The sequence below is a fragment of the Spirosoma litoris genome, from assembly GCF_054776755.1.
Genome location: NZ_BAAHBI010000020.1, coordinates 1 through 26,823, shown reverse-complemented (window position 1 = coordinate 26,823; position 26,823 = coordinate 1). Strand labels below are relative to the sequence as shown.

General features: G+C 44.9%; 25 protein-coding genes. 15 read left to right on the top strand and 10 right to left on the bottom strand.

Translation table 11 applies throughout. The features are described from left to right. Positions 1–15: 15 nt before the first annotated feature. Together ACYVGR_RS12320 and ACYVGR_RS12315 are read right to left on the bottom strand one after the other, a co-directional pair. Positions 16–882 carry a glycerophosphodiester phosphodiesterase family protein gene (locus tag ACYVGR_RS12320; RefSeq protein WP_460956956.1) on the bottom strand — a complete coding sequence of 289 codons (867 nt, stop codon included), beginning with the start codon at positions 880–882 and terminating at the stop codon, positions 16–18. 77 nt (positions 883–959) lie between these two features. Next, positions 960–4,343, bottom strand: coding sequence for a TonB-dependent receptor (locus ACYVGR_RS12315; RefSeq protein ID WP_460956954.1), 3,384 nt, complete (start codon positions 4,341–4,343; stop codon positions 960–962). 325 nt (positions 4,344–4,668) lie between these two features. Here ACYVGR_RS12315 and selD point away from each other — a divergent pair, with 325 nt between their 5' ends. The 7 genes from selD (at position 4,669) to ACYVGR_RS12280 (ending at position 10,226) form a co-directional block, all read left to right on the top strand. Then, positions 4,669–5,721, top strand: coding sequence for a selenide, water dikinase SelD (selD, locus tag ACYVGR_RS12310; RefSeq protein ID WP_460956952.1), 1,053 nt, complete (start codon positions 4,669–4,671; stop codon positions 5,719–5,721). A 95-nt stretch (positions 5,722–5,816) separates the two neighbouring features. Then, entirely contained in the window at positions 5,817–6,587 is a 771-nt protein-coding gene (locus tag ACYVGR_RS12305; RefSeq protein ID WP_460956950.1) for an alpha/beta fold hydrolase, read from the top strand. A gap of 16 nt (positions 6,588–6,603) precedes the next feature. Next, complete coding sequence (locus ACYVGR_RS12300) at positions 6,604–7,305, top strand: SAM-dependent methyltransferase (protein WP_460956948.1); 702 nt, start codon at positions 6,604–6,606, stop codon at positions 7,303–7,305. A 77-nt stretch (positions 7,306–7,382) separates the two neighbouring features. Next, positions 7,383–8,036 carry an MBL fold metallo-hydrolase gene (locus ACYVGR_RS12295; protein WP_460956946.1) on the top strand — a complete coding sequence of 218 codons (654 nt, stop codon included), beginning with the start codon at positions 7,383–7,385 and terminating at the stop codon, positions 8,034–8,036. Between the two features lie 101 nt (positions 8,037–8,137). After that, positions 8,138–8,806 carry a CDP-diacylglycerol--serine O-phosphatidyltransferase gene (gene pssA, locus ACYVGR_RS12290; RefSeq protein WP_460957795.1) on the top strand — a complete coding sequence of 223 codons (669 nt, stop codon included), beginning with the start codon at positions 8,138–8,140 and terminating at the stop codon, positions 8,804–8,806. Between the two features lie 56 nt (positions 8,807–8,862). Beyond that, positions 8,863–9,114, top strand: coding sequence for a phosphoribosylformylglycinamidine synthase subunit PurS (gene purS / locus ACYVGR_RS12285; protein ID WP_182457366.1), 252 nt, complete (start codon positions 8,863–8,865; stop codon positions 9,112–9,114). Positions 9,115–9,218: 104 nt separating this feature from the next. Then, on the top strand, positions 9,219–10,226 hold the full coding sequence (locus tag ACYVGR_RS12280) for a 3-oxoacyl-ACP synthase III family protein (RefSeq protein WP_460956944.1): 1,008 nt from the start codon (positions 9,219–9,221) through the stop codon (positions 10,224–10,226). Positions 10,227–10,308: 82 nt separating this feature from the next. Here ACYVGR_RS12280 and ACYVGR_RS12275 read toward each other — a convergent pair whose 3' ends face one another. After that, positions 10,309–10,680 carry a CoA-binding protein gene (locus tag ACYVGR_RS12275; RefSeq protein WP_460956942.1) on the bottom strand — a complete coding sequence of 124 codons (372 nt, stop codon included), beginning with the start codon at positions 10,678–10,680 and terminating at the stop codon, positions 10,309–10,311. 290 nt (positions 10,681–10,970) lie between these two features. Between ACYVGR_RS12275 and ACYVGR_RS12270 the strand changes: the two genes are divergently transcribed. Beyond that, positions 10,971–11,564 (top strand): HNH endonuclease, encoded by a 594-nt coding sequence (locus ACYVGR_RS12270; RefSeq protein ID WP_460956940.1) that lies wholly within the window; start codon positions 10,971–10,973, stop codon positions 11,562–11,564. Positions 11,565–11,681: 117 nt separating this feature from the next. Here the strand turns inward: ACYVGR_RS12270 and ACYVGR_RS12265 are convergent, their stop codons facing one another. Together ACYVGR_RS12265 and ACYVGR_RS12260 are read right to left on the bottom strand one after the other, a co-directional pair. Further along, positions 11,682–15,539 (bottom strand): ATP-binding protein, encoded by a 3,858-nt coding sequence (locus tag ACYVGR_RS12265; RefSeq protein ID WP_460956938.1) that lies wholly within the window; start codon positions 15,537–15,539, stop codon positions 11,682–11,684. 102 nt (positions 15,540–15,641) lie between these two features. Further along, a complete protein-coding gene (locus tag ACYVGR_RS12260) occupies positions 15,642–15,926 on the bottom strand; it encodes an iron-sulfur cluster assembly accessory protein (RefSeq protein ID WP_460956936.1) in 285 nt (94 codons plus the stop codon). A gap of 211 nt (positions 15,927–16,137) precedes the next feature. Here ACYVGR_RS12260 and ACYVGR_RS12255 point away from each other — a divergent pair, with 211 nt between their 5' ends. Beyond that, positions 16,138–16,662, top strand: a complete 525-nt coding sequence (locus ACYVGR_RS12255) for a DUF7935 family protein (RefSeq protein WP_460956934.1) — start codon at positions 16,138–16,140, stop codon at positions 16,660–16,662. Positions 16,663–16,730: 68 nt separating this feature from the next. Here the strand turns inward: ACYVGR_RS12255 and ACYVGR_RS12250 are convergent, their stop codons facing one another. The 3 genes from ACYVGR_RS12250 to ACYVGR_RS12240 all read right to left on the bottom strand — a co-directional run bounded on the left by ACYVGR_RS12250 (position 16,731) and on the right by ACYVGR_RS12240 (position 18,804). Continuing rightward, positions 16,731–17,573: a hydroxymethylglutaryl-CoA lyase gene (locus tag ACYVGR_RS12250; RefSeq protein WP_460956932.1), complete on the bottom strand. Its 843-nt coding sequence runs from the start codon at positions 17,571–17,573 to the stop codon at positions 16,731–16,733. Continuing rightward, complete coding sequence (locus ACYVGR_RS12245; protein ID WP_460956930.1) at positions 17,570–17,920, bottom strand: transmembrane 220 family protein; 351 nt, start codon at positions 17,918–17,920, stop codon at positions 17,570–17,572. The genes ACYVGR_RS12250 and ACYVGR_RS12245 overlap by 4 nt, the downstream gene beginning before the upstream one ends. A gap of 164 nt (positions 17,921–18,084) precedes the next feature. After that, the gene (locus ACYVGR_RS12240; protein ID WP_460956928.1) at positions 18,085–18,804 is read right to left on the bottom strand and encodes a tetratricopeptide repeat protein; all 720 of its coding nucleotides are present in this window, start codon (positions 18,802–18,804) and stop codon (positions 18,085–18,087) included. 331 nt (positions 18,805–19,135) lie between these two features. Between ACYVGR_RS12240 and galK the strand changes: the two genes are divergently transcribed. The 6 genes from galK to ACYVGR_RS12210 all read left to right on the top strand — a co-directional run bounded on the left by galK (position 19,136) and on the right by ACYVGR_RS12210 (position 24,650). Next, positions 19,136–20,308: a galactokinase gene (gene galK / locus ACYVGR_RS12235; protein ID WP_460956926.1), complete on the top strand. Its 1,173-nt coding sequence runs from the start codon at positions 19,136–19,138 to the stop codon at positions 20,306–20,308. Between the two features lie 62 nt (positions 20,309–20,370). After that, entirely contained in the window at positions 20,371–21,030 is a 660-nt protein-coding gene (fsa, locus tag ACYVGR_RS12230) for a fructose-6-phosphate aldolase (RefSeq protein WP_460956924.1), read from the top strand. 81 nt (positions 21,031–21,111) lie between these two features. Further along, positions 21,112–21,792, top strand: a complete 681-nt coding sequence (locus ACYVGR_RS12225) for a cell division ATP-binding protein FtsE (RefSeq protein ID WP_460956922.1) — start codon at positions 21,112–21,114, stop codon at positions 21,790–21,792. 65 nt (positions 21,793–21,857) lie between these two features. Next, entirely contained in the window at positions 21,858–22,799 is a 942-nt protein-coding gene (locus ACYVGR_RS12220; protein WP_460956920.1) for a sugar phosphate isomerase/epimerase family protein, read from the top strand. Positions 22,800–22,891: 92 nt separating this feature from the next. Next, positions 22,892–23,365, top strand: coding sequence for a Dps family protein (locus tag ACYVGR_RS12215; protein WP_460956918.1), 474 nt, complete (start codon positions 22,892–22,894; stop codon positions 23,363–23,365). A gap of 100 nt (positions 23,366–23,465) precedes the next feature. Then, a complete protein-coding gene (locus ACYVGR_RS12210) occupies positions 23,466–24,650 on the top strand; it encodes an Nramp family divalent metal transporter (protein ID WP_460956916.1) in 1,185 nt (394 codons plus the stop codon). A 60-nt stretch (positions 24,651–24,710) separates the two neighbouring features. On the opposite strand, the gene ACYVGR_RS12205 is transcribed toward ACYVGR_RS12210, so the two are convergent. After that, entirely contained in the window at positions 24,711–25,721 is a 1,011-nt protein-coding gene (locus ACYVGR_RS12205; RefSeq protein WP_460956914.1) for a hypothetical protein, read from the bottom strand. Between the two features lie 167 nt (positions 25,722–25,888). Beyond that, positions 25,889–26,713 (bottom strand): hypothetical protein, encoded by an 825-nt coding sequence (locus ACYVGR_RS12200; RefSeq protein WP_460956912.1) that lies wholly within the window; start codon positions 26,711–26,713, stop codon positions 25,889–25,891. Positions 26,714–26,823: the final 110 nt, after the last annotated feature.

The window sequence follows — 26,823 nt, the reverse complement described above, 5'->3', positions numbered from 1 at the left end:
ATAGCAGTAAAGAGATTAAAATAGCCCAGCTACTTCCTGTGGCCGGTCAGTGGTCAGTATATCTCCTCCTTGCTTGACTACATCCCGATAGCCAGCGCCTGCTTCTACCATTGGCTTTTCGTCTAACTGCCCAGGCCCATAAGTGCCAACGGAGGCCAGAATACCAAGTTTATGCAAACGCTCGTAGTACGTTATGGGCTGAAGCTTTTGTGGGGTAAGTGCAATTAAGTGGCCCGAAGCCAATGGATGATTTTCTAGTTTATCCAGATCGGCCATACTATTTACCCCAACCGCCAGCCACAGAGTTGGGTATTTTTCCCGAACTCGTTGCGCTTCTGCGAATGAGTAACAAATAACAAAAACTGAATGAACGGCCTTATGCTTCTCTACTTCTTTCAGAACACGCAAAGGGTCTGTGCCCGGCTTCACATCCAGAGCAAGCATATAGCGGTTTTTGTTCCAGTTCAGTATATCCGTAAACGTTGGCATCGACTGATTAGTCAACTCTCCTGCCAGCGTTTTGAGTTTAATTTTACTTAGCTCCGTCAATGTCTTTTCAGACACCGGCCCTTTGGCATCCGACTCCCGATCTAGCGTAGCATCATGCAATAACACAAAGCCACTGTCGCGCGTCATCCGCACATCCATCTCAATAATAGCATCAGGAAGCACTTTTGCCGTTTTATCGAATGTGGTGATCGAATTTTCAGTATCCGACGAACCAGGGCCTCCTCGATGGGCTAAAATGAGCGGGTGTTTTCGAGCTGGAGAATACTTAAAAAAGGCATCGACGGTTTTAGTATCATGAAACCGATTGAGCACTTGGGCTATTCCCTGTTTTGTTGTGAGGAGAATTAGTAAGAGAAAAATAGTTGTTTTCATAACTCTGGTTTATTAGAAATAAAAATCCCCCGTCACAATTCCTGTGCGGGGGATTTTATCATGCTACTGCGAAGAAATTAGAACGAGTAACGAACACCAAGCTGAGCCTGCCAAACGTTGTCGATCGTGATGCTTTTCACCCACGAATCTTTCAGCAGAATTGTCTGACCATTCAAATTCTGCGTAGCCAGACGGTAAGTTGGTACACCGGCTGCGCTAACGCTAGCAATGGCCAATGGGTTAGCTGTTGTTGACACCCAACCTACACCCCATTTGTTGTTCAGTAGGTTACCAACGTTCAGGATATCAGCACGGAACTGGATGCTGTGTTTGGTATCTTTAGCACCAACTTTAATGAAGAACTCCTGAATTACGGTGAAGTCGAAACGGGTCAACCAAGGTGCATAAGCACCGTTACGCTCAGCATATTGACCACGACGTGTTTTCAGGTAATCGTTATTGTTGATATAAGAATCGAAAGCAGCCTGTTGTTGCTCAGGAGAGTACGTAACAGTGTTTGCACCTGTACCTACTGTAAGCGCTGCGAATGTCAATTCAGACGCTGTTTTTGGAACGTAGATCAGGTCGTTTGTCTGACCGTCACCATTCAGGTCACTACCATAGATGTACGATCCTTTGTAACCACTCGTCGACGAGCCACCGAGCGTAAACGTTGTAGAACCACCGAATTTACCACCATAGTTAAGGCGATAATTAATATAACCGATGATCCGGTGACGCAGGTCATTATCTCCATACGACAACGTTAAATAATTCTGGCCACCAACAGTTGGGGTATTACCAACTACGGTGCTACCAACCGACATTAAATCACGTGACAGACCATAGGTATAAGCCAACATACCACCGAAACCTCGGCTTGTTGGTTTCTCGAGTTTAGCGGTGAACGTGTACGAACTACCTTCGTTGGTGTTTTTCAACACGAACGCGTTGGTGTTATAAGGGTAGTTGATGTAACGAGCTGTGTTGATTGCAGCTGTACCCGTCACGCCCAAGGCAGGATAACGACCACGGGTATCAGGACCGCTCAGTTGGCTCGTTGGCGCTTTCAAGTTAGCATCGATATAGCGAAGGCTTTGGACCGTCTTGTTATAGATAAACTCCAATGTTCCGATTAAGCCCCAAGGTAAGCGCTGGTCAACGGCAATGTTTGTTTTCCAAACCACTGGATATTTCAAGTTCGGGTCAGTAGCATTAACGGCATATCCCGTTAAGCTCATAACATCCGTGTTAACGGCTGGCAATACACCTGCTGGCAATTTACTAGGATCGGTAGCGAATGGAATATTCGAATTCTGGAGGTTAATTACACCTGTGTTTACACCATTATTACCTAACTGGTTAGACACTAACACTTCAGGAATACGCGATACGAACAGACCGCTACCGCCACGGATTTGGGTCATTTTATCTCCCTTAACATCCCAGTTGAAACCAACGCGAGGAGAAACTAGCAGACGAGCTTTTGGGAAAGCGCCCGTGTTGAGTTTGTAATCGTTGCCATTTTCGTCTTTATACGTCAGGCTAGCTACCCGTGGATTGTTAAAGGCTTCGGCAGTTGAATTATCATAGGCGAAGATATCAGCCCGAACACCAGCCGTCAGTTTGAAGGTTGGGTTGATCTGGAACTCATCCTGCACATACGCACTATAAGTACTTCTGTGCAATGTCTGCAATGGTTCACCACCGCCTGGTACCAGTGAGTAACGGTAGTTATATCGGTTCAACGTAACAGGCGATGTAGTAGCCGTTGGGTTACTAATCGAAGCCAGAGCAGCCGCTTTGAAATCAGCAATCGAGTTATACACATATACACCGTTTGAAGCTGGGAAGAATACGTTGTTAGACGTATATTTCTCGTACGACAAACCGAATGTAAGTGTGTGCTTACCGGCGAAATAGCTGAAGTTATCGGTAATGTTCAGCGTCGAGTAGTTCAGTTTGTTGTTAGGCGTAAACGGATCGAAACCGATAGAGGTATAAGTCGTTCCATCTTTCAGAATATCGATGGTTGGGAATACCGGTGTCAGATACGTCCGGTCTTCAATCTGCTTGTTGTAGGTAGCAACCAGTTTGTTAGCAAACTTACCACCAAATGTAGAGTTCAATTCAGCAGCAATAGACCGGGTGTTATCAGCAATTTGATAGCCTGTATTCTGTGGAGACAGCGCCAGGTTACCCGCATAACCAGACGAAGCATAACCGGTCCGGTTACCATTACCAGCCGTGTTGCTACTGTTACTGTTGCTAATTGCCTGATCTGAGTTAGAATCGTGGTGAGAATAACGTACCGACAGTTTATTGTTGTCGTTGATGTTCCAGTCCAAACGAATCAAACCCTTCGTACTTTTTACCTGGTTGTTGAAGTTATCAAGAGCTCCCAGATCACGATTGAAGTTCGTTTTCATAAAGGTGCTCAGATCCTGTAAGTCACTATACAATACGCGCGATACGTTACCGGATGTTCCAGTGCCCCGATCAGCTACCCAATCAAGAGCGGGTACGCTGCTCTTAAATTGCTCAACGTTAACGAAGAAGAACAGTTTGTTTTTAATGATTGGACCACCTAACCGGAAACCGGAGGTTTTCTTATCGATCGTTACTGGAGCCAAATCACGACCGTCAGCTTTTTTACCAGCTAAGCTGCTGTTCTGGAACAGATAATAAACTGATCCAGAGAAATCATTCGTTCCAGAACGAGTAACGGCGTTGATACCAGCACCAGAGAAGCCTGTCTGACGAACGTCGTAAGGAGCTACGTTCAACTGAATTTCATCTAAAGCGTCCAACGACACAGCGGTTGTACCGGTACGTCCACCCGCAATAGCCGAAGAACCTAAGCCGAAACCGTTGTTGAATACGGCACCATCAATGGTGATGTTGTTGAAACGAGGGTCCTGACCACCAAATGACTGTCCATTACCATACGCGTTGTATTTGGTAATATCAGTCATTGTACGACCGATTGTTGGCACCGTGTTGATCGTTTCCCGACCATAGGTTGTAGCAGCTCCTGTACGGTTAGAGCTGATAATACCACTTTGGTTACCCGAAACAACAACTTCGGCTAAAGAAGTACTGTTGTCAACCATTTTGAAGCTTACATCGGCAGAAGTACCCAGGTTGGTGAACACACCGTCTACCACCTGATCTTTGAAGCCAACATAAGTGGCAGTTACTTTGAAAGGTCCACCTACACGCACACCAGGAATCGTATAACGGCCCGATGCGTTCGTAGTTGTACCGTAGCGGCTACCTGATGGCAGGTGGATAGCAACAACCGTAGCACCAGGCAGAACTCCGCCTTTGTCATCGGTTATCTGTCCATCAATGACAGCAGTAGTTACCTGTGCCATGGCTCCGCTCCCACTGAGCACTGCCAATAGCATACTGCCGACCAGCAACAAAGCCACTCGAAATTGCAGTAGTTTTTTAGACATAGAAGTGTTTGTTTTGTTAGTAGGTAATGAGATTTGTATCCATCAGATACTTTCTCAATTTAATGACAAATATGCTATTTTTTTCAAGTCAAAAAAGCAAGGCATCTTAAAAAAGTACCACCATATTAAAATGTATTGACAAAATTCTAAAAATAATCTTATTTTAAAATGATTAGGTTCTATAATGTTCATTACCATATTGTTAAGGGGAAAAATTCTTTAGATGGTTTTGTTGACATTGTATACCCATTTGGGTGGTAAATGTGTAATTATGTTTGTTTAAGGTAGCGATCTCAAATTACTCCTCTCTTAGTTTTGTCCTCTTATGCAACCGACCGATAAGTCTGATTTTAAGCTTACACAATACAGTCATGGCGCGGGTTGTGGCTGCAAGATTTCGCCCAAAATCCTGGACCAAATTCTGCACACAAATGCAACGGCTTTCCAGCCTCGTTACGATAATCTATTGGTTGGAAATGACTCGCGGGATGACGCGGCTGTTCTCGACCTCGGCAATGGAGAAGCCATTATCAGCACAACCGATTTCTTCATGCCCATCGTCGATGACGCTTTCGATTTTGGACGAATTGCCTCAGCTAATTCGATTAGCGATGTCTATGCTATGGGGGGCGAACCAATTATGGCCATTGCTATTCTGGGCTGGCCGTTAGATAAACTTCCCCCTGCCGTTGCTGGGCAGGTGCTCGAAGGCGCTCGTGCAATTTGCCTGGAAGCCGGAATCCCACTCGCAGGGGGCCATAGCATCGACTCTCCCGAACCAATTTTCGGATTGGCCGTAACGGGTAAGGTTCGGCTCGATCATCTTAAGCAAAATAATACGGCAACAGCAGGCTGTCGATTGTATTTGACCAAACCACTTGGTGTTGGCATTCTGACAACTGCCCAGAAGAAGGGAATTCTGAAAGCTGAGCACGCCAGTATAGCACCCGTTCAAATGGCGCAGCTTAATAAATTCGGAGCTGTTTTAGGAAAGTTGCCGTATGTGAAGGCGCTGACTGACGTAACAGGTTTTGGCTTACTTGGTCACCTGACCGAAATGGCCGAAGGATCTGGACTAAGTGCAGTCATTAATTTCGATGCAGTGCCCAAACTAGACATGGTGGAAGACTATCTGGCGCAGAAAAGTTTTCCGGGGGGTACGGTTCGTAACTGGGATAGTTATGGGCATAAAATCAGCGAATTAACCGAACTACAGCGCTATATTCTGGCTGATCCACAAACATCAGGGGGCCTCCTCATCGCCATTGATCCTGGTAGTATGGATGAATTTGAACGCGTAGCCCAGGAAAACCGGTTTACTTTGCAACCATTCGGCGAGTTAGTCGAACAACGAGAAAAAGTTGTGTACGTAAATTAATAGGAGAAAAGGGAGGAGGGGAGTAAAGGAACTAAAGGGAATCAGTATATATCCTTTACTCCTCCTCCTCCCTTTTCTCCCCCTCCTCCCTCTCTATGAAATTATTCTTCCGTCAAACTGGCGAAACCGGTCCAGCCATAGTCATTCTACACGGCGTTTTTGGCTCATCAGATAATTGGCTGACTACCAGTAAAACTATTGCCGCATACGGCTACCGTGTCTTTGCTCTCGATCAGCGAAATCACGGGCAATCCCCCAGAAGCAACGATCATGATTACCAGAGTATGGCGGCCGATCTACGTGAATTTCTTATCGACCAAAACCTGGATAATCCAATTCTGGTAGGTCATTCGATGGGCGGAAAAACGGTTATGCAGTATGCCATGCTGTATCCGGGTACGTTTCAAAAACTCGTTGTTGTCGACATTGCCCCTAAGTTTTACCCAGTTCACCACGCTCAACTCATCCAGGGGTTGAAAGCCATTGATCTTGCTAACATCAAAGGACGCAATGAAGCCGATGCAGTTCTACAACAGTATGAACCCTTGATTCCGGTGCGGCAGTTTTTGTTAAAAAACCTGTATCGGAACGAACAGGGAGGGTTTGATTGGCGTATTAACATCCCTGTTATTGAACGCGAATTACATGGTATTGGTGAAGAATTAACCAATCCTAAGATCGTCAACGAGCCAACGCTATTTATGCGTGGTAGCGAATCGCCTTACATCCTGGATGAAGATATTCCGACGATAAAGCGCATTTTCCCAAACGCCCAAATCGAAACCATTCAGGGAGCAGGCCATTGGGTACAGGCTGAGAAACCGGTTGAGTTTGTAGATGTGTTGATGAAATTTATTAACACCTAATTTTGTCAGACAAAAAATGCCTACTCTTTACCTTATTCCTACCCTACTCGCCGACGATACTGCCAGTCAGGTGTTGCCTCCTCCTATACAAGGGATAATTGAAAAAACGGACGCTTATTTTGTTGAGAATATCCGCACAGCCCGACGGTTTATAAGTGGCCTGAAGACAACACGGGTAATCGATGAAACAACCTTTTTCGAACTCGATAAAGACACTCCTCCAGCCGATACCCGACGCCAGATTCAGGAATTGACAGAGCGCAAACGAAACGCTGGCGTTTTGTCAGAAGCGGGTTGCCCTGGTGTAGCAGACCCCGGAGCAGTAGTGGTCGGTATGGCCCATGCATTAGGCTGGAAGGTTGAACCACTCGTAGGTCCGTCCTCTATTTTACTAGCGCTGATGGGTTCTGGCATGAGTGGCCAATCGTTTGTATTTCATGGTTATTTACCTATCGATCGGCAGGATCGCGCCCGGTCGCTACGTCATCTGGAAAAAGAAGCACAAACCCGGCAACAAACTCAGATTTTCATGGAAACGCCGTATCGAAACGATGCCCTTTTTGCTGATGTTCTGGCCAATTGTCAGGCCAATACGCGCTTGTGTGTAGCTTGTAACCTAACTGCCCCTGACGCCTTCATCCGTACACTAACGATTCGCGAATGGAAATCACAGGTGCCCGATTTACGAAAAAAACCAACCGTGTTCCTACTTTTGTAAATAAGTAGCCTGGACGGCCACGTCCGGGAAAGAAGCTTTTTATCCTATCCGGACGTGGCCGTCCAGGCTACGTTAATATGATCCAAGCCTTCGAATTCTCTCCATTTCACGAAAATACCTACGTTGTATCCGACGATGCTACGGGTGAGGCTGTGATCATTGATCCCGGTTGTTACGAACAGGTTGAAAAAGAAGCATTAGCCAAGTTCATCACCGACCGTAAGCTCAAAATCAAACACTTACTACTTACGCATGCCCACCTCGACCATGTCTTTGGGGTTGCTTACGTTAAGCGCAAGTTTGGCGTTAAAGCATATTTGCATGAGTTAGATATGGTAATCTACAATGACGTACCAACGCGCTGTGCATTATACGGATTGCGTGGGTACGAACCCTCTGAAATTGATGCTTATCTTAAAGAGGGTGATCAGTTTCGGTTCGGCAATACGGTTCTGGATGTAATCTTTGTACCCGGCCATGCGCCAGGCCATGTTGCCTTTGTAAACCACGCAGACCGTTATGTACTTGGAGGGGATGTGTTGTTTCGGGGTAGTGTTGGCCGAACGGATTTCCCCTATTGTAATCATAGCGACCTGATCAACAGTATCCGAACACAGCTCTTTACCTTACCTGATGATTATGTTGTTTATCCGGGCCACATGGAACCGACCACCATTGGCCAGGAAAAGCGAACAAATCCATACGTAAAAGGAATTATAAATGATAAATGATGAATTAGTTATCATCATTATATGGGTGGCTCCATCATCATTTATCATTCATAATTTATCATTCAATCTTGAAATCACTACTTAAACATTTACCCAATGCGATGACCTGCGGCAACTTGCTGTGTGGCTGCATTGGTCTGGTCATGACCCTGCGCGGTCATCTGGAAACGGCTTCCTGGTTAATTATGCTAGCGGCTGTTCTCGATTTTGGTGATGGATTCGTAGCCCGATTAGTGAAGGTATCCGGTCCATTTGGGAAAGAGCTGGATTCACTGGCCGATGTCGTAACGTTTGGGGTCTTACCCGCTACGATTGTCTTTCAACTTGCCTGGTTTCAGGGATTAGACATAATTTCCTACGGTGCCTTTTTAATCGCTGTTCTGGCTGCTCTACGGTTGGCGAATTTCAACATCGATACACGCCAGTCCGAATCGTTCATCGGCTTACCAGTTCCAGCCAATACAATGTTGATTGCCGCCTTTCCACTTATGGAACGCTATCAACCTCAATTTGATGCGATCTGGAAAAATGATATAGGATTGGGAATGATGATTGCCTTTTCGTTTATGATGGTGTCTGAAGTACCTTTATTCGCACTCAAATTCAAGACCTTTAGCTGGGCAGAAAACCAGATTAAATACAGTTTTCTAATCGCTTCTGTTCTGCTCCTGTTATTTTTGCATTATGCGGCCATCCCGCTGATTATTCTACTTTACATTGTTCTTTCACTTTTTACTAAAGAGCGAAAGAGCGAAAGAGCAAAAGAGTGAACCCTTATCACTCAAAATTCACTCTTTCGTTCTTTCACCCTTTCACTCATTAAATAATGAAATACATCGCTGAAATTAACATCATGACCCGTTCGGAAATTTTGGACCCACAAGGCAAGGCCGTTAAGTTGGGGCTTCATAATCTCCAAATGGATACGATCGACAACGTTCGTATTGGTAAACACATTCGGCTTGAAGTAGATGCCGACACCGAAGAACAGGCTCGTACAACCGTCGATTCAGCCTGCCGTCAGTTACTGGCCAATCTTATTATGGAAGAATATTCATTTGAGCTGCACACAGCTTAAAAGGCATCCATTGTCTTTTTCCGGCACAAATAGTACAATTGGTGAATTCGAGAGAATACGCACCACAAAAAATACTATTTTTGCCAACTATTTTGCAACAGCGAATGAATACAATTTATTCTAGTATCAAGGGATTGGGTTTTTACGTTCCGGATAACATTGTTACCAACAACGACCTGACCCAATATATGGATACGTCGGATGCCTGGATTCAGGAACGGACGGGCATCAAACAACGACGTTATTTCACACCCGGCAAAGATACCAACGCCAGTATGGCAACGGCAGCCTCGAGGATGGCGCTCGATCGCGCTGGTCTGGCGGCTAAAGATGTTGATCTAATCGTTTATGCAACCATCACGCCGGACTATTATTTTCCGGGTTCTGCTTTTCTGATGCAGCGTGAACTGGGGCTCGAAGGCATCGGGGTTATCGATATTCGGAATCAGTGCTCAGGCTTTGTATATGGGCTATCCATTGCCGACCAGTTCATTAAAACGGGAATGTATAAAACCATTCTGGTAGTTGGTTCGGAAATCCAGTCAACATTTCTTGATAAAAGTAATGCAGGTCGGGGTGTCGCTGTTATTTTTGGCGATGGAGCCGGCGCTGCTGTTTTGCAGGCAACTACCGACCCTGATCATCGGGTGTTATCAACCCACCTTCACGCCGATGGTCGCTACGCCGAAGAATTGTATGTACGTGACCCAGGCAGTAGTCGGGAAGGCCGGTGGATTAGTGAAGCCACCTTAACTGACGGCAATTACAACGTAACCATGAATGGCAATGCTGTTTTTAAGCATGCTGTCGTTCGGTTTATGGAAGTAATTAATGAAAGCCTCGAAGTCAATGGCTATAAAGCGGATGATCTGGCTCTACTAGTACCACATCAGGCCAATATCCGGATTTCGGAGTACGTTCGGCAGCAAATGAATTTACCCGAAGAAAAAGTATTCAATAATATTCAGCAGTATGGCAATACGACTGCAGCGTCGATTCCTATTGCCATGACAGAAGCCTTTGAACAAGGACGCATCAAATCTGGCGACTTAATTTGTCTGGCCGCATTTGGTAGTGGTTTTACCTGGGCTTCAGCTCTTATCAAATGGTAAAGTTTGATATATGATGTAGGATATATGATGTATTTCTCCAGCCTACATCATATATCCTACATCATACATCACTTATCTCACATCAATACGTTCCTATCGATAACATAACTAAGGTACAGGCTTCTACGGGCTCAATTCCTTCTGCCTGGAGCTGTTTTTCAAATTCTGGGTTTTCGGCCCCAGGATTAAATATTACCCGACGAGGCTTCAAACTTTTTATATAGTCATATAATTTTGGCTGATTTTGTGGGCCAACATACATCGTGACTGTATCAATATCTTCGAGAGCGGGCTCTCCGATATGAATTGTATTTCCTTCAATCTGGCCTTCCGTCAAGCCAAGCAGTTCTATCTCATGCCCGTGCCGAAGCAAACTGTAAGCGGCCAAATTTGCATAGCGCCCCGATTTCTCAGTAGCTCCAACTACTAACGTTTTCTTTGCGTTCGTATCCATTAGTTTACAGATATATACATTAATCGTACATACCTATGCGTTCTTAACAAATCTGGCCTCTAAGCAGTTTTGAGCATTTCCAGAATCTTCGTAAAAAAATCTGGGACTAACGTTACTTCTCTATAAAATTGGGTCATTATCAATAGTTTATCATAGCCATGCGCTTCTTTACCAATTATATAGGCGATACAATCAATATATTAAAAAACTGACAACTATTTTACTACACAGTTGTTAAGCAATCATCACATGAATTAGCTTATCCAACGCTAAATATAAAAACGTAGGTTATGGATGCGAAAGGGACCCAAAGCTTCTGGAATGAAAAGTGGACACCAATTGTGTTTGAAGGAATTGAGAACCCTCCTCATTATGAGGTTTCAAATTATGGCAGGTTGCGCAGTTTTCAGTCTTCCTCCACAACACCCCCCAATACTTTTTCGGGAAAAACACCCGGCAAACCAATAAAAGGGTCCGTCATTCAGGGGTATCGATCGCTTAATATTCGCTCTGGAGGGAAAACCTTCAACCGATACGTCCATAAACTAGTTGCCGAACAGTTTCTAAAACGTGAAAACGCCGATCAGACGTTTGTGATTCACATTGATCATGATAAGCAGAATAACTATTATCAGAATCTGCGCTGGGTGACGAAAGATGAAATGATTGAGCACAATCGGAATAATCCGAGTCTCAAAAACCGGCAGTTGCCCCGCCAAACCCGCAATTACAAACTCACTGAGAGTAAAGTTAAAATCATTAAAAAGCTGCTGCTTAACGATAAAAACAGGTTGAAGATGATTGCCAAGCAATTTGGTATCACCCACACGCAACTAAATCGTATTCGATCCGGCGAAAACTGGAAGCACGTTACGATTGAGTAGCGGGTAATAATCGTCATAAAATGATCAGGAGTTGTCAGGTATAGCTGATGCAATTCAACCTGACAAATCTTGACAATTTCTAACTAGACCTGACAGTCTCGCACTAAACCTGACGATTCAGTAGTTCACCGATTCGCCAACCATTGGCCCAGGCACGCCAGCTAAGGGAAGTGACACAAAAAATGAGGTACCCACATCTTCCGTGGTTTCAAACCAAATAGTGCCTCCTGCATGTTCAACTCCCCGCTTGGCAATGGCTAAGCCTAGCCCCGAACCGCCCCGTTTGGTACTAAAATTAGGGAGAAAAATTTTACTCTGAATGGCCTCTGGAATGCCCGCTCCATTGTCGTGAATTTCGATCTGAACAGCATCACTATTGGTATACAATTTCAAATCAATAACAGCTTTTCGCTCCGGCGGTACAGATTGAATCGCATTGATCAGCAAATTGGTCAGGATACGGCCAATGAGCTGGCGATCGCCAACTACCATAACCGGGCCTGAAGTAATATCCCGTCGAAGAGTAATTCGTTTATCATCGCCGTATAAATCGGCGGTTTTGTTGAATACGCCTGCCACTTCAAAAATCTCCTTCTTCGGCAAGGGCATTTTGGCAAATTCCGAAAACGACGTAGCAATATCACTCAGGTTATCAATCTGATCCAGCAGTGAATCAAACGTCCGCAGAATAATCCGACGAGCGGGGTCATTGGCTCCAGCTGATGAATCCTTCGCATTAGGAAACGTCCGTTGTAGATGTTGCAACGTAAGTTTCATAGGCGTGAGCGGGTTTTTGATTTCGTGAGCTACCTGCTTAGCCATCTCGCGCCAGGCCGATTGTTTTTCGGTTTGAGCCAGTGCCTGCTTGCTTTCTTCCAGCTTCAAAAGCATACGATTATACTCTTGAATAAGCAATCCAATTTCGTCGTCCGATTGCCAGGGCAACGGATCATTAGGCAGCTCAAGATTCGTTTTCCTGATTTTCTGCGTCAACAACCGAAGCGGCTTTGTCAGCATGTGCGATGCGAAGTAGGATAAGATCAGGAAGAATAAAAATAGAGCGGTAAAAATGCTTAGTGAGGTTGCAATGACCTCAATAATTTTCCGATCAAGTTCTGGCTGCGCATAAAAATAAGGAATGCTCAAAACGCCCAACAAGCGACCATCATATGATTTAATGCCTGCATAGGCCGTTCGATATTGCTTACTACCCAGTGATTCATCGAGTAGTATTTGGTTCTCCTTATCCTCAATAATATGAATGTAAGCCTCCGGATTAATCCGTTTGGATAAATAACCGCTCTCATAAATAAGGGGGCGAGTCGATGTATACAATTGCCCCTTCGTGTCAAACAGATTGATATCAATGTTGGCATCTCGGGCTATTTTGCCTAACTCCTCCTCCATTGATGCTTTACTACGCTTTTTCGTATACAGGTGCTCATCCAGATACGCTAGAAAATTGGTAGCAATATTTCGCGTGTTGCTGATATAGGTATTCTTCTGATTATCAACATAGTTAGAGCTAATGACCCCCAGAATGATAAGAATCACAAAAATCAGGGGCAGAAAGAAGGCCAGATTCAGCAAAATCTGAATCCGGGTTGAGTAATTAATATTGAACTTGGAGAATCGGTAATTTATGGCATAGCCCAAAATGACTAAAATTACCGTTAGCACCAGCAACAGATACAGAAATGAGAAATTAGAAAAGATATTTCGGAAAGGATACTCAGGTGAAGAAACAACAACAATATGCCCATCGCGCCCTCGCTGAGCAATGTGGTGGTATTTATTACTGGAGATGCCAGTGGCAAACAGCGTTGGATTGTCGAGCAGAGACAAATCAAGCTTTCGATCGTAATTATAACTACCTGGCCCACTGTAAAGCAATCGGTGCTTGGTAGGCCCAAACGATGAGTTACCTAAAGCTGGTCCAGAAAAGAAGGCATAGCTATATTCCTGTGTATCTGAATTTTGCGTAAATTTTGTATCGACCAATAATTCAGGATAGACGCTTTTGGGCCGTTCATTACGCAACCGTAAATCCAACACGACATAACCTAATGTATCACTCTGGGAAGAGCCTTGCGAACGAATTGAATTCGTAACCAGATTCGGCTTGGGAATAGCGACAAAGCATACATATTGCTTAACAAACTGATTACCAAGCTCATTAACGAAATATACGCCCGGATATTCGGTTTTATAATTAGTTTGTCGATAACGACTCGTTAGGGTGCTCAGCGAAATAGGGTCCGGGCTAATGTCAAGCGGTCGCCCATTGGCTCGAAAGGAAAATACCTCGATGTCGTATTTATCAAAATACTTATCCAGATGTAAACTCTTCACCCGTTGCTGAATCCGTTCCCGAACCAGCAACGTGTCGGATTGTAAAGAATGAGCAATTTCCGTATCCTTTTGAATTGACTCCTGCGCCTTACTCATCAGAAATTCGCCAAACACATCGTTTTCGGCCAGCAATTGCGTAGCGAATTCCTGTTCATGATTTAGCTGCTTTCTAATTTCCTGGTTATAAACCACATAGGCCGTCATGACAGCGCATATGAAGGCTGCCAGAAACAGATAAATGGAGGTTTTATAGCGAAATGTGTATAACGTCTTCGGCAGCTGACTTATATAGATAAGCAGGAAATAAAGTCCATTCAGCAGGAATACGCTATCTAATGCCCCGCCCAGAACAAGCCAGACTCCGCCACTCAACACGGTGCCTACCACAATCAGCAACAAACCAGCCCCAATATTACTGCCCCGGTTATACCGCAAAAAAAGGCTCCCCAGTAAATGAGTGACCAGAAAGTAAATACAGGAAATGGTAATGAAAACCACCAAACAAACTATTTTCAAAAACGAAAAATGGATGTTGAGGGTAATATCGAGGGTAAACTGAGACTTTTCGTAAATATTATTCAGCTCGACATAACAGAGTGCAAACACCATGTAACTGCCAACCACACAGCCTACTGATAAGACTAATTTTAGCCAGTGAGGCTGGCGTAGCAATAGCATATAGGTTTTCGAGCGGTAGTAATACCTAACCCAATAGAAGGCCAATATGGCAATGACTAATGCATTGAGTAACAGATCGCCCAGAGATGGAACCAGAATAGACGAGGCATAATACTTGGGGTTAAACAGGTCTGTTTCGATGAATAAAAACGGGACACCGAAGTACAACATCACTGCTCTAAGGAGCAATAAATAGGCCGCCAGGGCAACAAATCCCCATTCATAGTGATGCTCTTTCCGGAGTCGGAACATCAGTTGAAAAACATAAAGGCCTAGAAAGACAATGAATAACGTAGCCAGAATAACGGTATTGACTGGCGTCGAATGATTACGATAAGCGTCGACCTTTGGGGGTTCTACCGAGAATAAAAAGGCCGAATTATTATCGTAAATTGCCTGATACGTATTCTGTCGTTTATCGATAATCGACTTAGGGTCAAGGGCAAATATATCCGGGTTATAACCCGATTGCAGATACGCATTACTGCTGTGGTAGTATCGATAAATATTGACTAACGAGAATACATCCAGTACCTCTGCCCCAACGGATACGCGTCGGTGGCTAACAATGTATCGGCCCTGTTCAAAATCGATCAGCTTAGGCGTTGTGGTTACAGTGGCAAGCTGACTATAATCCGGAATAAACCGGTAATCGGACCAATAAACTAATTGTTTGTCCTTGAATACGAAATAAGGATAGTGGGTAGGTACTTTAAATAAATTGGTGAAGGTAGATTTAGGATTCCGCTTCAATAAGTCAGCTACGCTATCCAGATCCGTATCGCTGACCTTCATTTCATCTTTTACCCGCTGTTGAACAGCGCTTACATATTGTTCATCCGTAGCACCAGGGGCATTCTGTTCCAGCAAGAAGAAGCATAAAATAGCCAATCCTCCAGCCAGTACTGCCAGTAGCAGAAAAATATGTTTCTCGATACGCTTCACAAAATGGGTAGTATTGTCTTAGTCAAAAACAATCCCTAAAATCATGCCAAGTTTTTTACTAGTTAGTTAATCGATTAACACTGACTACTTATCATTTACCAATCACGGTTTATCGACTGTGTAGCCACCAGTTTCATAGCCAATCTCAGCCCCCAGCACATAAAGTAAATGCTTCCGATCAATAATGACCTGCACGCCTTCTACGTTATACACTTCGTCGGTGGGGCCAGGCAAATCAAACCCTAGTAACCAGGATGATCCACAGCCTCCTCCGCGCACACCAACGCGCAATCCATATTCGCCGGGAATTTTATTAGCCTGTAATGTGTCCAGAATCTGTTGACGCGCTTCAGGCCGAACAGAAACGGGATTATCGATTGTCAGCATAAACTAGTGCTTTGACAAAATAGATTCTAACTGTTTCTATCGATTCTCGGGGCCGCCCGCGCGGTCGATTCTAGCGTATTGATTAATTAGAAACGATAGAATCAACCGCACGGGCGGCCCCGAGAATCGATAGAATCTAAATTGGACGAGTATTAGAATAAACCCTTTTTTCAAAATTACCCATTTTTACGGAACAAGGTTCCCCTTCTCTATGGATCTATTGAGCGACTTTTTGAAACTGATTGTACCCGCCGGCCTGGTATTATACGGTATGTATCTCACCGTGAAACTCTTACTGGAGCGCGAAGCCGATCGGCACAAATACGATGTACAAGCCCGCTACACCGAAACTGTCATACCGATTCGGTTGCAGGCTTACGAACGAATGACCCTGTTTCTGGAACGTATTAGTCCTAATAATTTATTGTTGCGGTTAGGCGGCAGTTCGATAACCGTGCTGGAGTTTCAGCAACGGCTTCTGCACGAGATTCGGGAAGAGTATAACCACAATCTATCTCAGCAAGTGTACATGAGTCAGGCTATCTGGGATCAAATTCAGGCTGCGATGAACGACGTAATGACCCTTGTGAATCAGGCATCGGGTGACACGCAACCTGACGCACCAGCTCTTGAACTATCGAAGCGAATCTTCGAACGGATTATTCAGCGCGATAAGCAGCCCACTTCTGAGGCCCTCCATGCCTTAAAAGCAGAAATTCAGGCAATGTTTATGTAAAGTTGCAAGGCGCGGGGAGCTCGGAGCAAAGTTAGCTCATATTGGCCCTGCACCAAGCTCCCCGCGCCTTAAAACACCCCCGCCGAAACCATTAGTGCTTTTTGTAAGGCTGCTTGATTGATTGGTAGGGCTATTCCTTCGCTCGCCAGTGTTTGGATGATTTCTTCAGTAGGTAGATTACCTGTCAGGTCGTCAGCTGCCATGGGGCAACCCCCAAAACCTCGTAACGCGCCATCTATTCGCTGTACACCCGCTCGTACAACAGCGCGCACTTTGGCATCGGCATCGCCCGGACGAGCGTGCAAGTGAGCCCCAAATTCGACAGCTGGAAAGGCTTCGATCAGGTGCTTAAAAAGTGCTTCAATTGATTCGGGGGTCGATGAGCCAACAGTATCTGAGGGAGCAATTATTGAAATACCCAGTTGCGCCAGCCGAGCCGTAAACTGACTTACTAATTCAGGGCTATAGGGATCACCATATGGGTTACCAAAACCCATCGACAAATAAACAACCAACTGCTTGCCTGCGTCAAGGCACACCTTCTGTATGTCGGCCACTTCGACAAAAGCCTGCGCTATTGTCTTGTTTGTGTTACGCTGCTGAAAGGTTTCTGAAATTGACAGCGGAAAACCGACGTATTGAATTTGCGGATAGGCAGCAGCCTGTTCGGCACCACGCAGATTGGCAACAATAGCCAGTAGTTTCGTTTTGGTTTTCGACAGAGTCAGTCCGGCTAATACCTCAGCCGTATCGCGTAGTTGCGGAATTGCTTTGGGCGAAACGAAACTACCGAAATCAAGGGTATCGAAGCCAACCTGAAGCAACGTGTTCAGATATTGAATTTTGAGGTCTGTTGGCACAAAATGAGTCAACCCCTGCATGGCATCGCGTGGGCACTCGATCAGTTTCATCGGCGAGCTTGTTGACGCATGATTATGGCCAGCACAACCATCACAATAGCGCAAATGGCCAATCCACCTGCTTCGCGCGCCATTTCGATGTTCATGCTCCGCATCCCTACTTCACTAAACAAAAATCCTTCGAATTTAGGTGGCCACTGATAAACAGCCGCACCAATGTAAATACCACCTAATATGGCAAAAACCCACCATTCTCCAACACTCGCATAGGCCATAAAACAGGCTATGGCAGCGGCCCCATAAACAGGAATCCAGACTTGTGGATCCGGGTCATTGTACTGTACGGCGGCAAATAAAATGAAGAGTATGCCAAAGGTGATTGAAAGAATTTTACGCATAATAGTTATCTAGTGCTTTGACCAAATAGATTCTAGGAATTCTATAGATTCTTTAGATTTGATTTAATCATGCCTGATTATCAGCGGAATAGAATCCCAAGAATCTATAGAAACTAAATGGGACAACTACTAGTCAGTAGTCTGGTTGACTATTGACTAGTGACTTACTTACAATATTCCGCCACAGCCGTAGCTGCATCGGCATAGCCCAATACCTGAGCTTGTTTTAAGTTAAGGCAACCATTTTCGCGGGCATTCTGCAACAACTGTGCAATACCCAACCCATAAAATGCCTTCCCAAATTTAGGGTCCGCTTTAACGGCTTTCAGAAAATCGTCAGTGGCGCCAACAAGTTCTTTTTGCTGAAACCGTAAGTTCCCTCGATTGTATAAAGCGAGTGCATTGGTCGAATCTAACGTTATAGCCTGCGAAAAATCCGTCAGGGCAGGTTGCGTCTGCCCCTGCGTTGCAAATAACTGCCCACGATTCAGGAATAGTTCGGCACTGATGCTTCGGCTGGTATCGGGGGCAAATCGAATGGCATCCGAGTAATCTTTTAAGGCACCGGGCAAATCATTTTGGGCTACTTTCAGTAATCCCCGATTGTAATAAGGCCGGTAAAAATCGGGGGCTAGCTTAATGGCCTGATCGTAATCAAGGGCAGCATTGGCATATTCTTTTAACTCAAAATAAGCAACCCCTCGTGAATTAAATGCTTCAAAGTTGTCGGCATCAGACTCGATTGCCTGATTCAGCACCTGTACTGCTTCCCGAAATTTACCTTCTTTTAAATAAGTCCTCCCCTGTTCAACATAATTATCAGATGAGTTGCAGGAGAGTAAAATAAAAAACGTCGACTGAATAATGTAGGCTAATCGCTTCATTTTGAATGAGCGAATGAGCGAATGAGTGAATGAGTGATAAAAGCACACGGCAATAATTCACTCATTCACTCATTTGCTCATTCACAATTAATTTTAATTTGGACAAAGGTACGTGTGAAATTTGGTCGTTTGACGAACAATTGCTTAACTTTGCGTCGGCAAATCGGTGCTACCAGCTCCTGCTGAATCCCCCAGGTCTTGACCGAAGCAAGGGTAGGTGGTCGTAGCGGTGAGACATTGGTTTGCCATTTTTTATTTCCGCCCAGTGCGGTTATGCTGTTTAGCGGGTTATGCATTTAGCTGTATCAGACCGCTAAATTCTCTAACTAAGATGGACCTGCTTAGCCAACTCACCACTTCCTTTCAGAATTCATTTCATACCGATCCGTTGTTGATTTGCTCACCTGGTCGTGTTAATCTCATTGGCGAACATACCGATTATAACGAAGGTTTTGTTCTTCCAGCTGCCATCGACAAAGCAATTTACCTAGCCGTTGGCCCTCGTTCAGACAATGAGCTTCATTTCGTAGCCCATGATTTGAACAAAACTTACCAAGGTTCTCTCGACAATCTGGTTCCGACAACTACCTGGGCCGATTATTTACTGGGGACAGTTGCCCAATTTCGGCTGTCAGGTCATGAGGTCGGTGGTTTTAACTGCGTTTTTGGCGGTACAATTCCAATGGGTTCGGGGCTTTCGTCATCGGCAGCTCTTGAAAATGGCGTTGGTTTTGCCCTCAACGAATTATTCAACCTGGGGCTTGATCGTATAACCTTACTCAAATTCTCGCAACGCGCCGAAAACGACTTTGTTGGTGCGAAAGTTGGAATTATGGATATGTTTGCGAGTATGATGGGCAAAGCTGATCATGTTATTAAGCTCGACTGTCGGTCACTCGAATACGCCTATGCTCCTTTACAAATGGATGGCATCAGTATTGTCCTCTGCGATTCACGGGTGAAACATTCTCTGGTGACTTCCGAATACAACACACGTCGTTCAGAATGTGAAGCGGGCGTTCGTTTTCTCCAAACGTTTTATCCTGAAATCAAGAGTCTGCGCGATGTAACGATGCCAATGCTGGACCAACATCTTCGTGATGCAGAGCCGTTAATTTATCGACGATGTGCTTACGTAGTACAGGAAAATCGGCGCTTGCTTGATGGCGTAGCCGCACTTGAAGCCAATGATATTGCTACGTTTGGGCAACTGATGTACGGTTCTCATGAAGGGTTAAGCGAATGGTATGAAGTTAGTTGCCCCGAATTAGATATACTGGTGGACATTGCTCGTCAACATCCAGGTGTACTAGGTGCTCGTATGATGGGCGGAGGTTTTGGTGGGTGCACCATTAATCTGGTGCGCGAAGAGGCCGTTGATACATTTACGAGCCTGATTATGAAACAATACAAAGTCCAAACGGGTAAAGATACGTACCTTCACGTCTGCAAAATCCAAAACGGAACGAGTGTAGTTAGCAAGGCAGTAGATCATAATAAGTAAATGGACTAAAAAACAGCTTATAGATTTACTGACCATAGACAATTAATTAACTCTATTTTACCATGAAATTTTTCATTGACACAGCCAATCTGGCTGACATTAAAGAAGCCCAGGAAATGGGTATTCTTGACGGCGTTACTACCAACCCTTCGTTAATGGCCAAAGAAGGTATTACGGGCAAAGACAACGTAATGCGCCATTATAAACAAATCTGCGAAATCGTTCAAAGCGACGTAAGCGCGGAGGTTATCTCAACTACCTACGATGAGATGATTAAAGAAGGCGAAGAATTGGCTGATATCGACGAGAACATCGTGGTAAAGGTGCCAATGAGTGGCGATAGCATCAAAGCCATCAAATATTTCTCGGAAAAAGGTATTCGTACCAACTGTACATTAGTATTCTCGGCTGGTCAGGCTTTGTTGGCTGCTAAAGCTGGTGCTACCTATGTATCGCCGTTCGTAGGTCGTTTGGACGATATTTCGACGGATGGTATGGCTCTGATCGAGCAAATCGTAAATATTTACACGAACTACGGATATACAACTGAAGTATTGGCCGCATCGGTACGTCACCCAATGCACGTTATTCAGTGTGCCGAAATCGGTGCAGATGTTATGACGGCTCCTTTGGGCGTTATTAAAATGTTGCTCAATCATCCTCTGACTGACAGTGGTCTTGCCAAATTCCTGGCCGATCACGCGAAAGCTGAGAAAAAATAAAATTGAATTACAATTTACGGTTTACGATGTGCGATTTGTCGTTATACATCGTAAACCGTAAATCGTAAATCGTAAATCCTTATGTTTTCCACCGAATCTGTCCTTTCACTCAGTCATGCCGATATTTATCAGGACAAAAAACTGGTATTAGGCGATGTATCGTTTCAGATCAATAAGGGTGATTTCGCTTATCTTATAGGGCGAACCGGTAGTGGAAAAACATCTTTATTAAAAACATTGTACGCCGATTTGTGGCTTCAGAATGGCAAAGGACTTGTCGCTGGTTATCCACTCGACTCGCTCAAACCTCGCGACATTCCGCAGCTCCGCCGAAAAATTGGCATCGTTTTTCAGGACTTTCAATTATTTTTTGATCGTACTGTAGAAGACAACCTGAAGTTCGTTCTGAAAGCCACTGGCTGGAACAACAAGGTTGATATGAACAATCGCATTGCTGATGTGCTTATGCAGGTTGGCCTGGGAACAGCCCAGAAAAAAATGCCTCACCAACTCTCAGGCGGTGAACAACAACGCGTTGTGATTGCCCGCGCCATGCTGAATGAGCCTCTTATTCTCATTGCCGATGAACCTACCGGAAACCTTGATCCGGCCGTATCCGACCAGATCATGAAAGTGTTTCAGGCGATCAATAATGCTGGAACCGCCGTGCTCATGGCTACGCACAACTACGACCTTCTCAACAAATACCCCGCTCGCGTATTGCGCTGTCAGGAGGGGCAAGTGGTCGAATTAGGTGGTTAATCCAATCGTAAGCTATAAGTAAGGAGGCTGATTTGGATTCTTTAGACGGGATAAACCCCGGCTTTATGCATCTTCGTCGTCGTCATTTCCTAAGCACGCTTACAGCGCTTACTGGAATTTCTTTGCTCCCAGAAACTAAATTAGTCCAGGCCAAAGTCGCAGTAAAGCCATACCCGATTGCCTGCAACTCCTATAGCTGGCTTACTTTCTACGGACGGCAGGGAAAAACCTGGATGGCTGATCCCGATGCGTCATTGAGCGAACTGACTCAATCAGGCTTAATGGCCTATGAACCAGCAATTAACTCCGCCGAAGAAGTCACCAAACTCATCCCACTGTTAAAAAAATATAAGCTGGCAATGCCTTCTTTATACGTTAACAGCACATTGCATCAAGCAGATGAGGCCCAAAAATCCATTGATACAGTCCTGGCCATTGCTGAGGCTGCCCGCCTAATTGGAACCAGCATTTTTGTAACCAACCCTAGCCCAATTAAGTGGGGCAGTAACGACGATAAATCAGATGCCGAGTTGGTTGAACAGGCCCGAAACCTGGATCGACTGGGAGCAGAGCTACGGAAACGTGGTATCACGCTAGCTTATCATACGCACGCGCCCGAACACCGGCAAGCCGCCCGTGAGTTTCACCATATGCTTCTCGCAACTGACCCTAAAAACGTATCACTTTGTTTAGATGCGCACTGGGTGTATCGGGGATCGGGGAATTCGCAAGTGGCGTTATTTGATGTGATAAAATTGTACGGTAAACGCATCGTCGAAGTGCATATTCGACAATCGCGCGAGGGTATTTGGCAGGAAACATTCGGTGAGGGCGATATTGATTATCAACGCCTTGCCACCGATTTGAAAGCACTCAATAGCCACCCATTACTGGTTCTGGAACAATGCCTGGAGAAAGGGTCGCCAAATACAATGGGCCCAGTAGAAGCGCATAAGCAAGACCTGACTTATGCTAAAACCGTTTTCTCAGGGTTGTTAGGCTACTGAAACAAACCGTTCAATTGACAGTTATTCATCCGTATGCTGCACAACGCAGTTTATTCATAAATAACCAAGTCAATTAAACTCACGTTATCATTATGCAACCCAATATAGGCCTTGAAAAAGATGTTCTTAAACAGGACAATACCCTATTAAACGACTTTTTGTCTGATCTACACGTACTCTATATTAAAACCCGCAAATACCACTGGAACGTCGCAGGGCCGAATTTCATGGAATACCATAAATTCTTTGAAAGCCAGTACAAAGCTATTGAAGCCGAAATTGATGAAGTAGCCGAGCGTATCCGGCAGTTAGGAGGAACCCCTTTGGCTACTATGGCCGAGTTTATTCATAACACCAGCCTGAAAGAAGATTCAGGCAAGCCTAAAGATACGGCTGACATGTTCAAGAATCTCTTATCAGACCATGAACAGATTGTTCGGGAGCTTCGTGACGATGTTGAAAAGTGTGATGAGGAATTGAAAGATGCTGGTACCGCTGACTTTTTGACGGGTCTGATGGAGGCTCATGAAGCTATGGCCTGGATGCTACGGAAGTATCTTTCGTAGAAATAGTAGTGAAAAATGAAGAGTGAAGAATGTAGAATAATGAGATTCAGGAATTTTGCCTATATTCCTCATTATACATTCTTCACTTTTCATTTGTATCGTGCCCAAATCTCTTTCTCTCCGTTCAGGTCTCGGCAGTATTTTATTTTGGTCGGTTATCTCAGCCGCATTTATTGGTCCAGGTTCCGTTACTGCCTGCGCTATTGCAGGGTCAAAATATGGGCTACAACTTCTCTGGGTGCTTACCTTCGCCACGCTTGGTACTGTCTGGCTGCAAGAAGCCGCAGCACGCATTACTATTGCAACCGGGCAAGATTTAGGGCAGGTTATTTCCCAGACATACACTGGAGTAAAAGGGCGCTGGGTATCCTGGGCCTTATTTTTAGCTATTTTTTTAGGTTGTGCCGCTTATCAGGCCGGGAATATTTTAGGCGCAGTGTCGGGACTGGCTTTACTTACCGGGCTACCAGTTCCCGCTTTAACGGTTGGTATCGGGCTGGTTTGTATTGCTCTGCTATGGATTGGATCAACGCAAAATTTGGCCAATTTTCTGGGTTTGATTGTCTTTGCCATGGGCGGGGCCTTTGTGTATGTGGCCTTCGGAACACCTGTTACGCCCTCTCAATTAACTAAGTCTTTGCTCACGCCCAGCTTTCCAGATGGCTCATTACTGCTGATCAATAGCCTGATTGGAACGACCATAGTTCCCTACAATTTGTTTTTTGGTTCAAGTATTGTGCCTGGTCAGTCGCTTAGCGAAATGCGGCTGGGCATTTGGGTAGCGGTGATATTAGGTGGCATTATCTCGGTGGTATTATTGTTAGCTGGTCTGCTTATCCCAACCGATTTTTCATATCCGCACATGGCGCAGGTTCTAACGGACAGTCTGGGTTCATGGGCTGGCTCTTTGTTTGCCTTTGGCCTATTCGCAGCCGGATTTGCCTCTTCCTTAACGGCTCCACTGGCAGCAGCCGTAACAGCACAAAGCTTATTGGGTGTTCGAAAGAATTCGCCTGTTTATCGGGGAATCTGGATCGTTGTGATGCTTACAGGGTTGACCTTTGGCCTGCTCAATGTTACGCCAATTCCCGTAATTGTTGCCGTACAGGCCATTAATGGCATTCTACTTCCTTTCGTAACTATTTTTCTATTTATCGCGGTAAATAATCGAACATTACTAGGTGACTTTCGTAATTCGTTGGCTCAGAATGTGTCGCTAGGATTGGTGGTTCTCGTAACAGCCATATTAGGCTTATGGAATGTCTGGCTGGCGTTTCAGCAATAAAAACGAAAAGGAGTGGGCACACAGTTGGCGCCCACTCCTTTTCGCTATATCGTTAATTACTTATTTCTTCTTTTGTACCTCACGCTCTAAGTGTTCGATTCGCTTTTGTTGCTCAATCAAACGTAGGGTCATTTCTTCATTCTGCTTTACCAACGTAGCCAGCAACTTTGTTAAATCAACGCCTTCTTTTACCATCTCGGTAGCACTTGGAATACCTGGAAGGTGCTTGTTCTGCTGAACGTATTTCTCGACTTCTGTCAACGATGGAAGCTTATAAGATGGCGCAAACACATAATCAGCCCACTGGTTTTCCGAGGCAGGTTGTACGTGCATGGCTACAGCCGAAAGCCGTCCAGACAAGGTCACATCGCCTTTATCATTAACGGTCAGGAATTTACCAGCCGTCGCATCGCTCGTCGGCGAGTTCGCGGTCATATTTGTCAAACGAAGACCACTACGCCCATCCGTACCAGCAGTAAGTTCCAGTCGATTCTGTGGCGACGATGTGCCAATGCCAACATTTACATTATTCCCCAATACCATTGCATTGCTGGTCAGTACGCGCGCATTAGCTCCTATAGCTGTGGCATTAGAAAGTCCTACACCAACTCCAACGGCATTAGCACCAAGTAATGTATTATCCTGACCATCCGTTTCGAAACCGGCGTTGGGGCCAATAATTAAATTACGGTTACCACGCTGGTTGAGTTGTCCAGCATTATAGCCAATAAACACGTTATCGCTACCGTCAGTATTTAGGCTACCTGACTCAACGCCAACAAAAGTATTATGGCTTCCAGTGGTATTCGGGAAACCTGCTTTATAGCCAAAATAGGTGTTATAAGAGCCACTTGTATTCTTTTGCCCAGACATACTACCCATGAACGTATTGTATGTTCCGGTGCCGCCAACTGTAGCTGTTGTGCTTTGGCCAATAAATAGATTATTCGTTCCGTTAGGTGACTGAAAACTAACCACCTGGTTGTCAGGAGTAATAATCTGGCTTTGTGCCAAGGTCTTCGTCGCGAAGCTAGTGGTCAATACAAGTAAAGTAAAAGTAACGTGTTTCATAGATAAATCTGGCTATGGAAATAATGACTAAATATAGCAATTTTCGTTCCGTTTTTCACTCGTCGAATAAATTACAATGAACTGAGCTACAGAGCCCAAAGATAAAAATTTGGCTATGTATTTCCAGTGAATCTACGCCTTGAGATTTAATTTAAAACGAATTGTGCTCAGTTTGTTTTATAGTATAGCGTCTTCCTCGATGATTTCAGCTCAGTAATCAACAGTTTTCCATTCTCCACATAATACTTTGCAGAAGGTACATCCTGCATCTGTCCGTTCACTCGCAACCGAACGCAGAATAAATTACCTTTCGTGAACCATCGTGCCCCTGCCGCTGCTAACTGCGCATAAAGAATCGAATTGCCTTTGCCCGAAGATTGCACCGAGACGCCTGCTCCACTAGCATAACCCGACGAGCCACCATCCCCAAATGTACCGTCGGCTTTCAGAATCATAATGGATGATGTGCTGCCATAAAAGCCGCCATCAGTGCTTCCCCCTCCATAATTGCTGGATGTTTGCCAGGCACCAACCAAAGCAGGATCGCGGTATAAACCATCAGTAGAAGCTGTTGAATTTGAAGGTGCCACTCTCGTTTCTCCAGGCTTCTCCCCTACGTTGGCACGCGTTAACATCCCCGACATAGTTACGTTTCCGTTTTGGCCAAGCTTAACCAAAAGCTGCCCATTGAGTAGGGTAGTTTCAAATTGAAATATAGATCCGTCAACAGGATAAGTTGCCGTACCTTGCGCTTTCGTATTTGTTATCGTTCCTTGCAGTTGGTATTGATCGACACGCTCACCAGCTCGAATCTGAAGTTCGCCATTGATCTGCTGGCCACTAACTTTCCAAAGAATAGCGCTTTGCAATGATATTGCTGAGTTGGCAGGTGAGCCCAACGTACCCGCCCATGTACCACTCATCCCTTGCCCTAAGAGTCGACTACTGGTAAATAGAATAAAGGAGAGAAAAATATAATCATAGCGTTTCATAGATGGCTCGATTAGTATGGCTTTGCAGTTTAACGAGCTTAATTTGCTATGGAAGCTGTTTAAACTTTCCGTTTTCGATTGATTTTTCGCAGGAAAATGACCGAGAATGC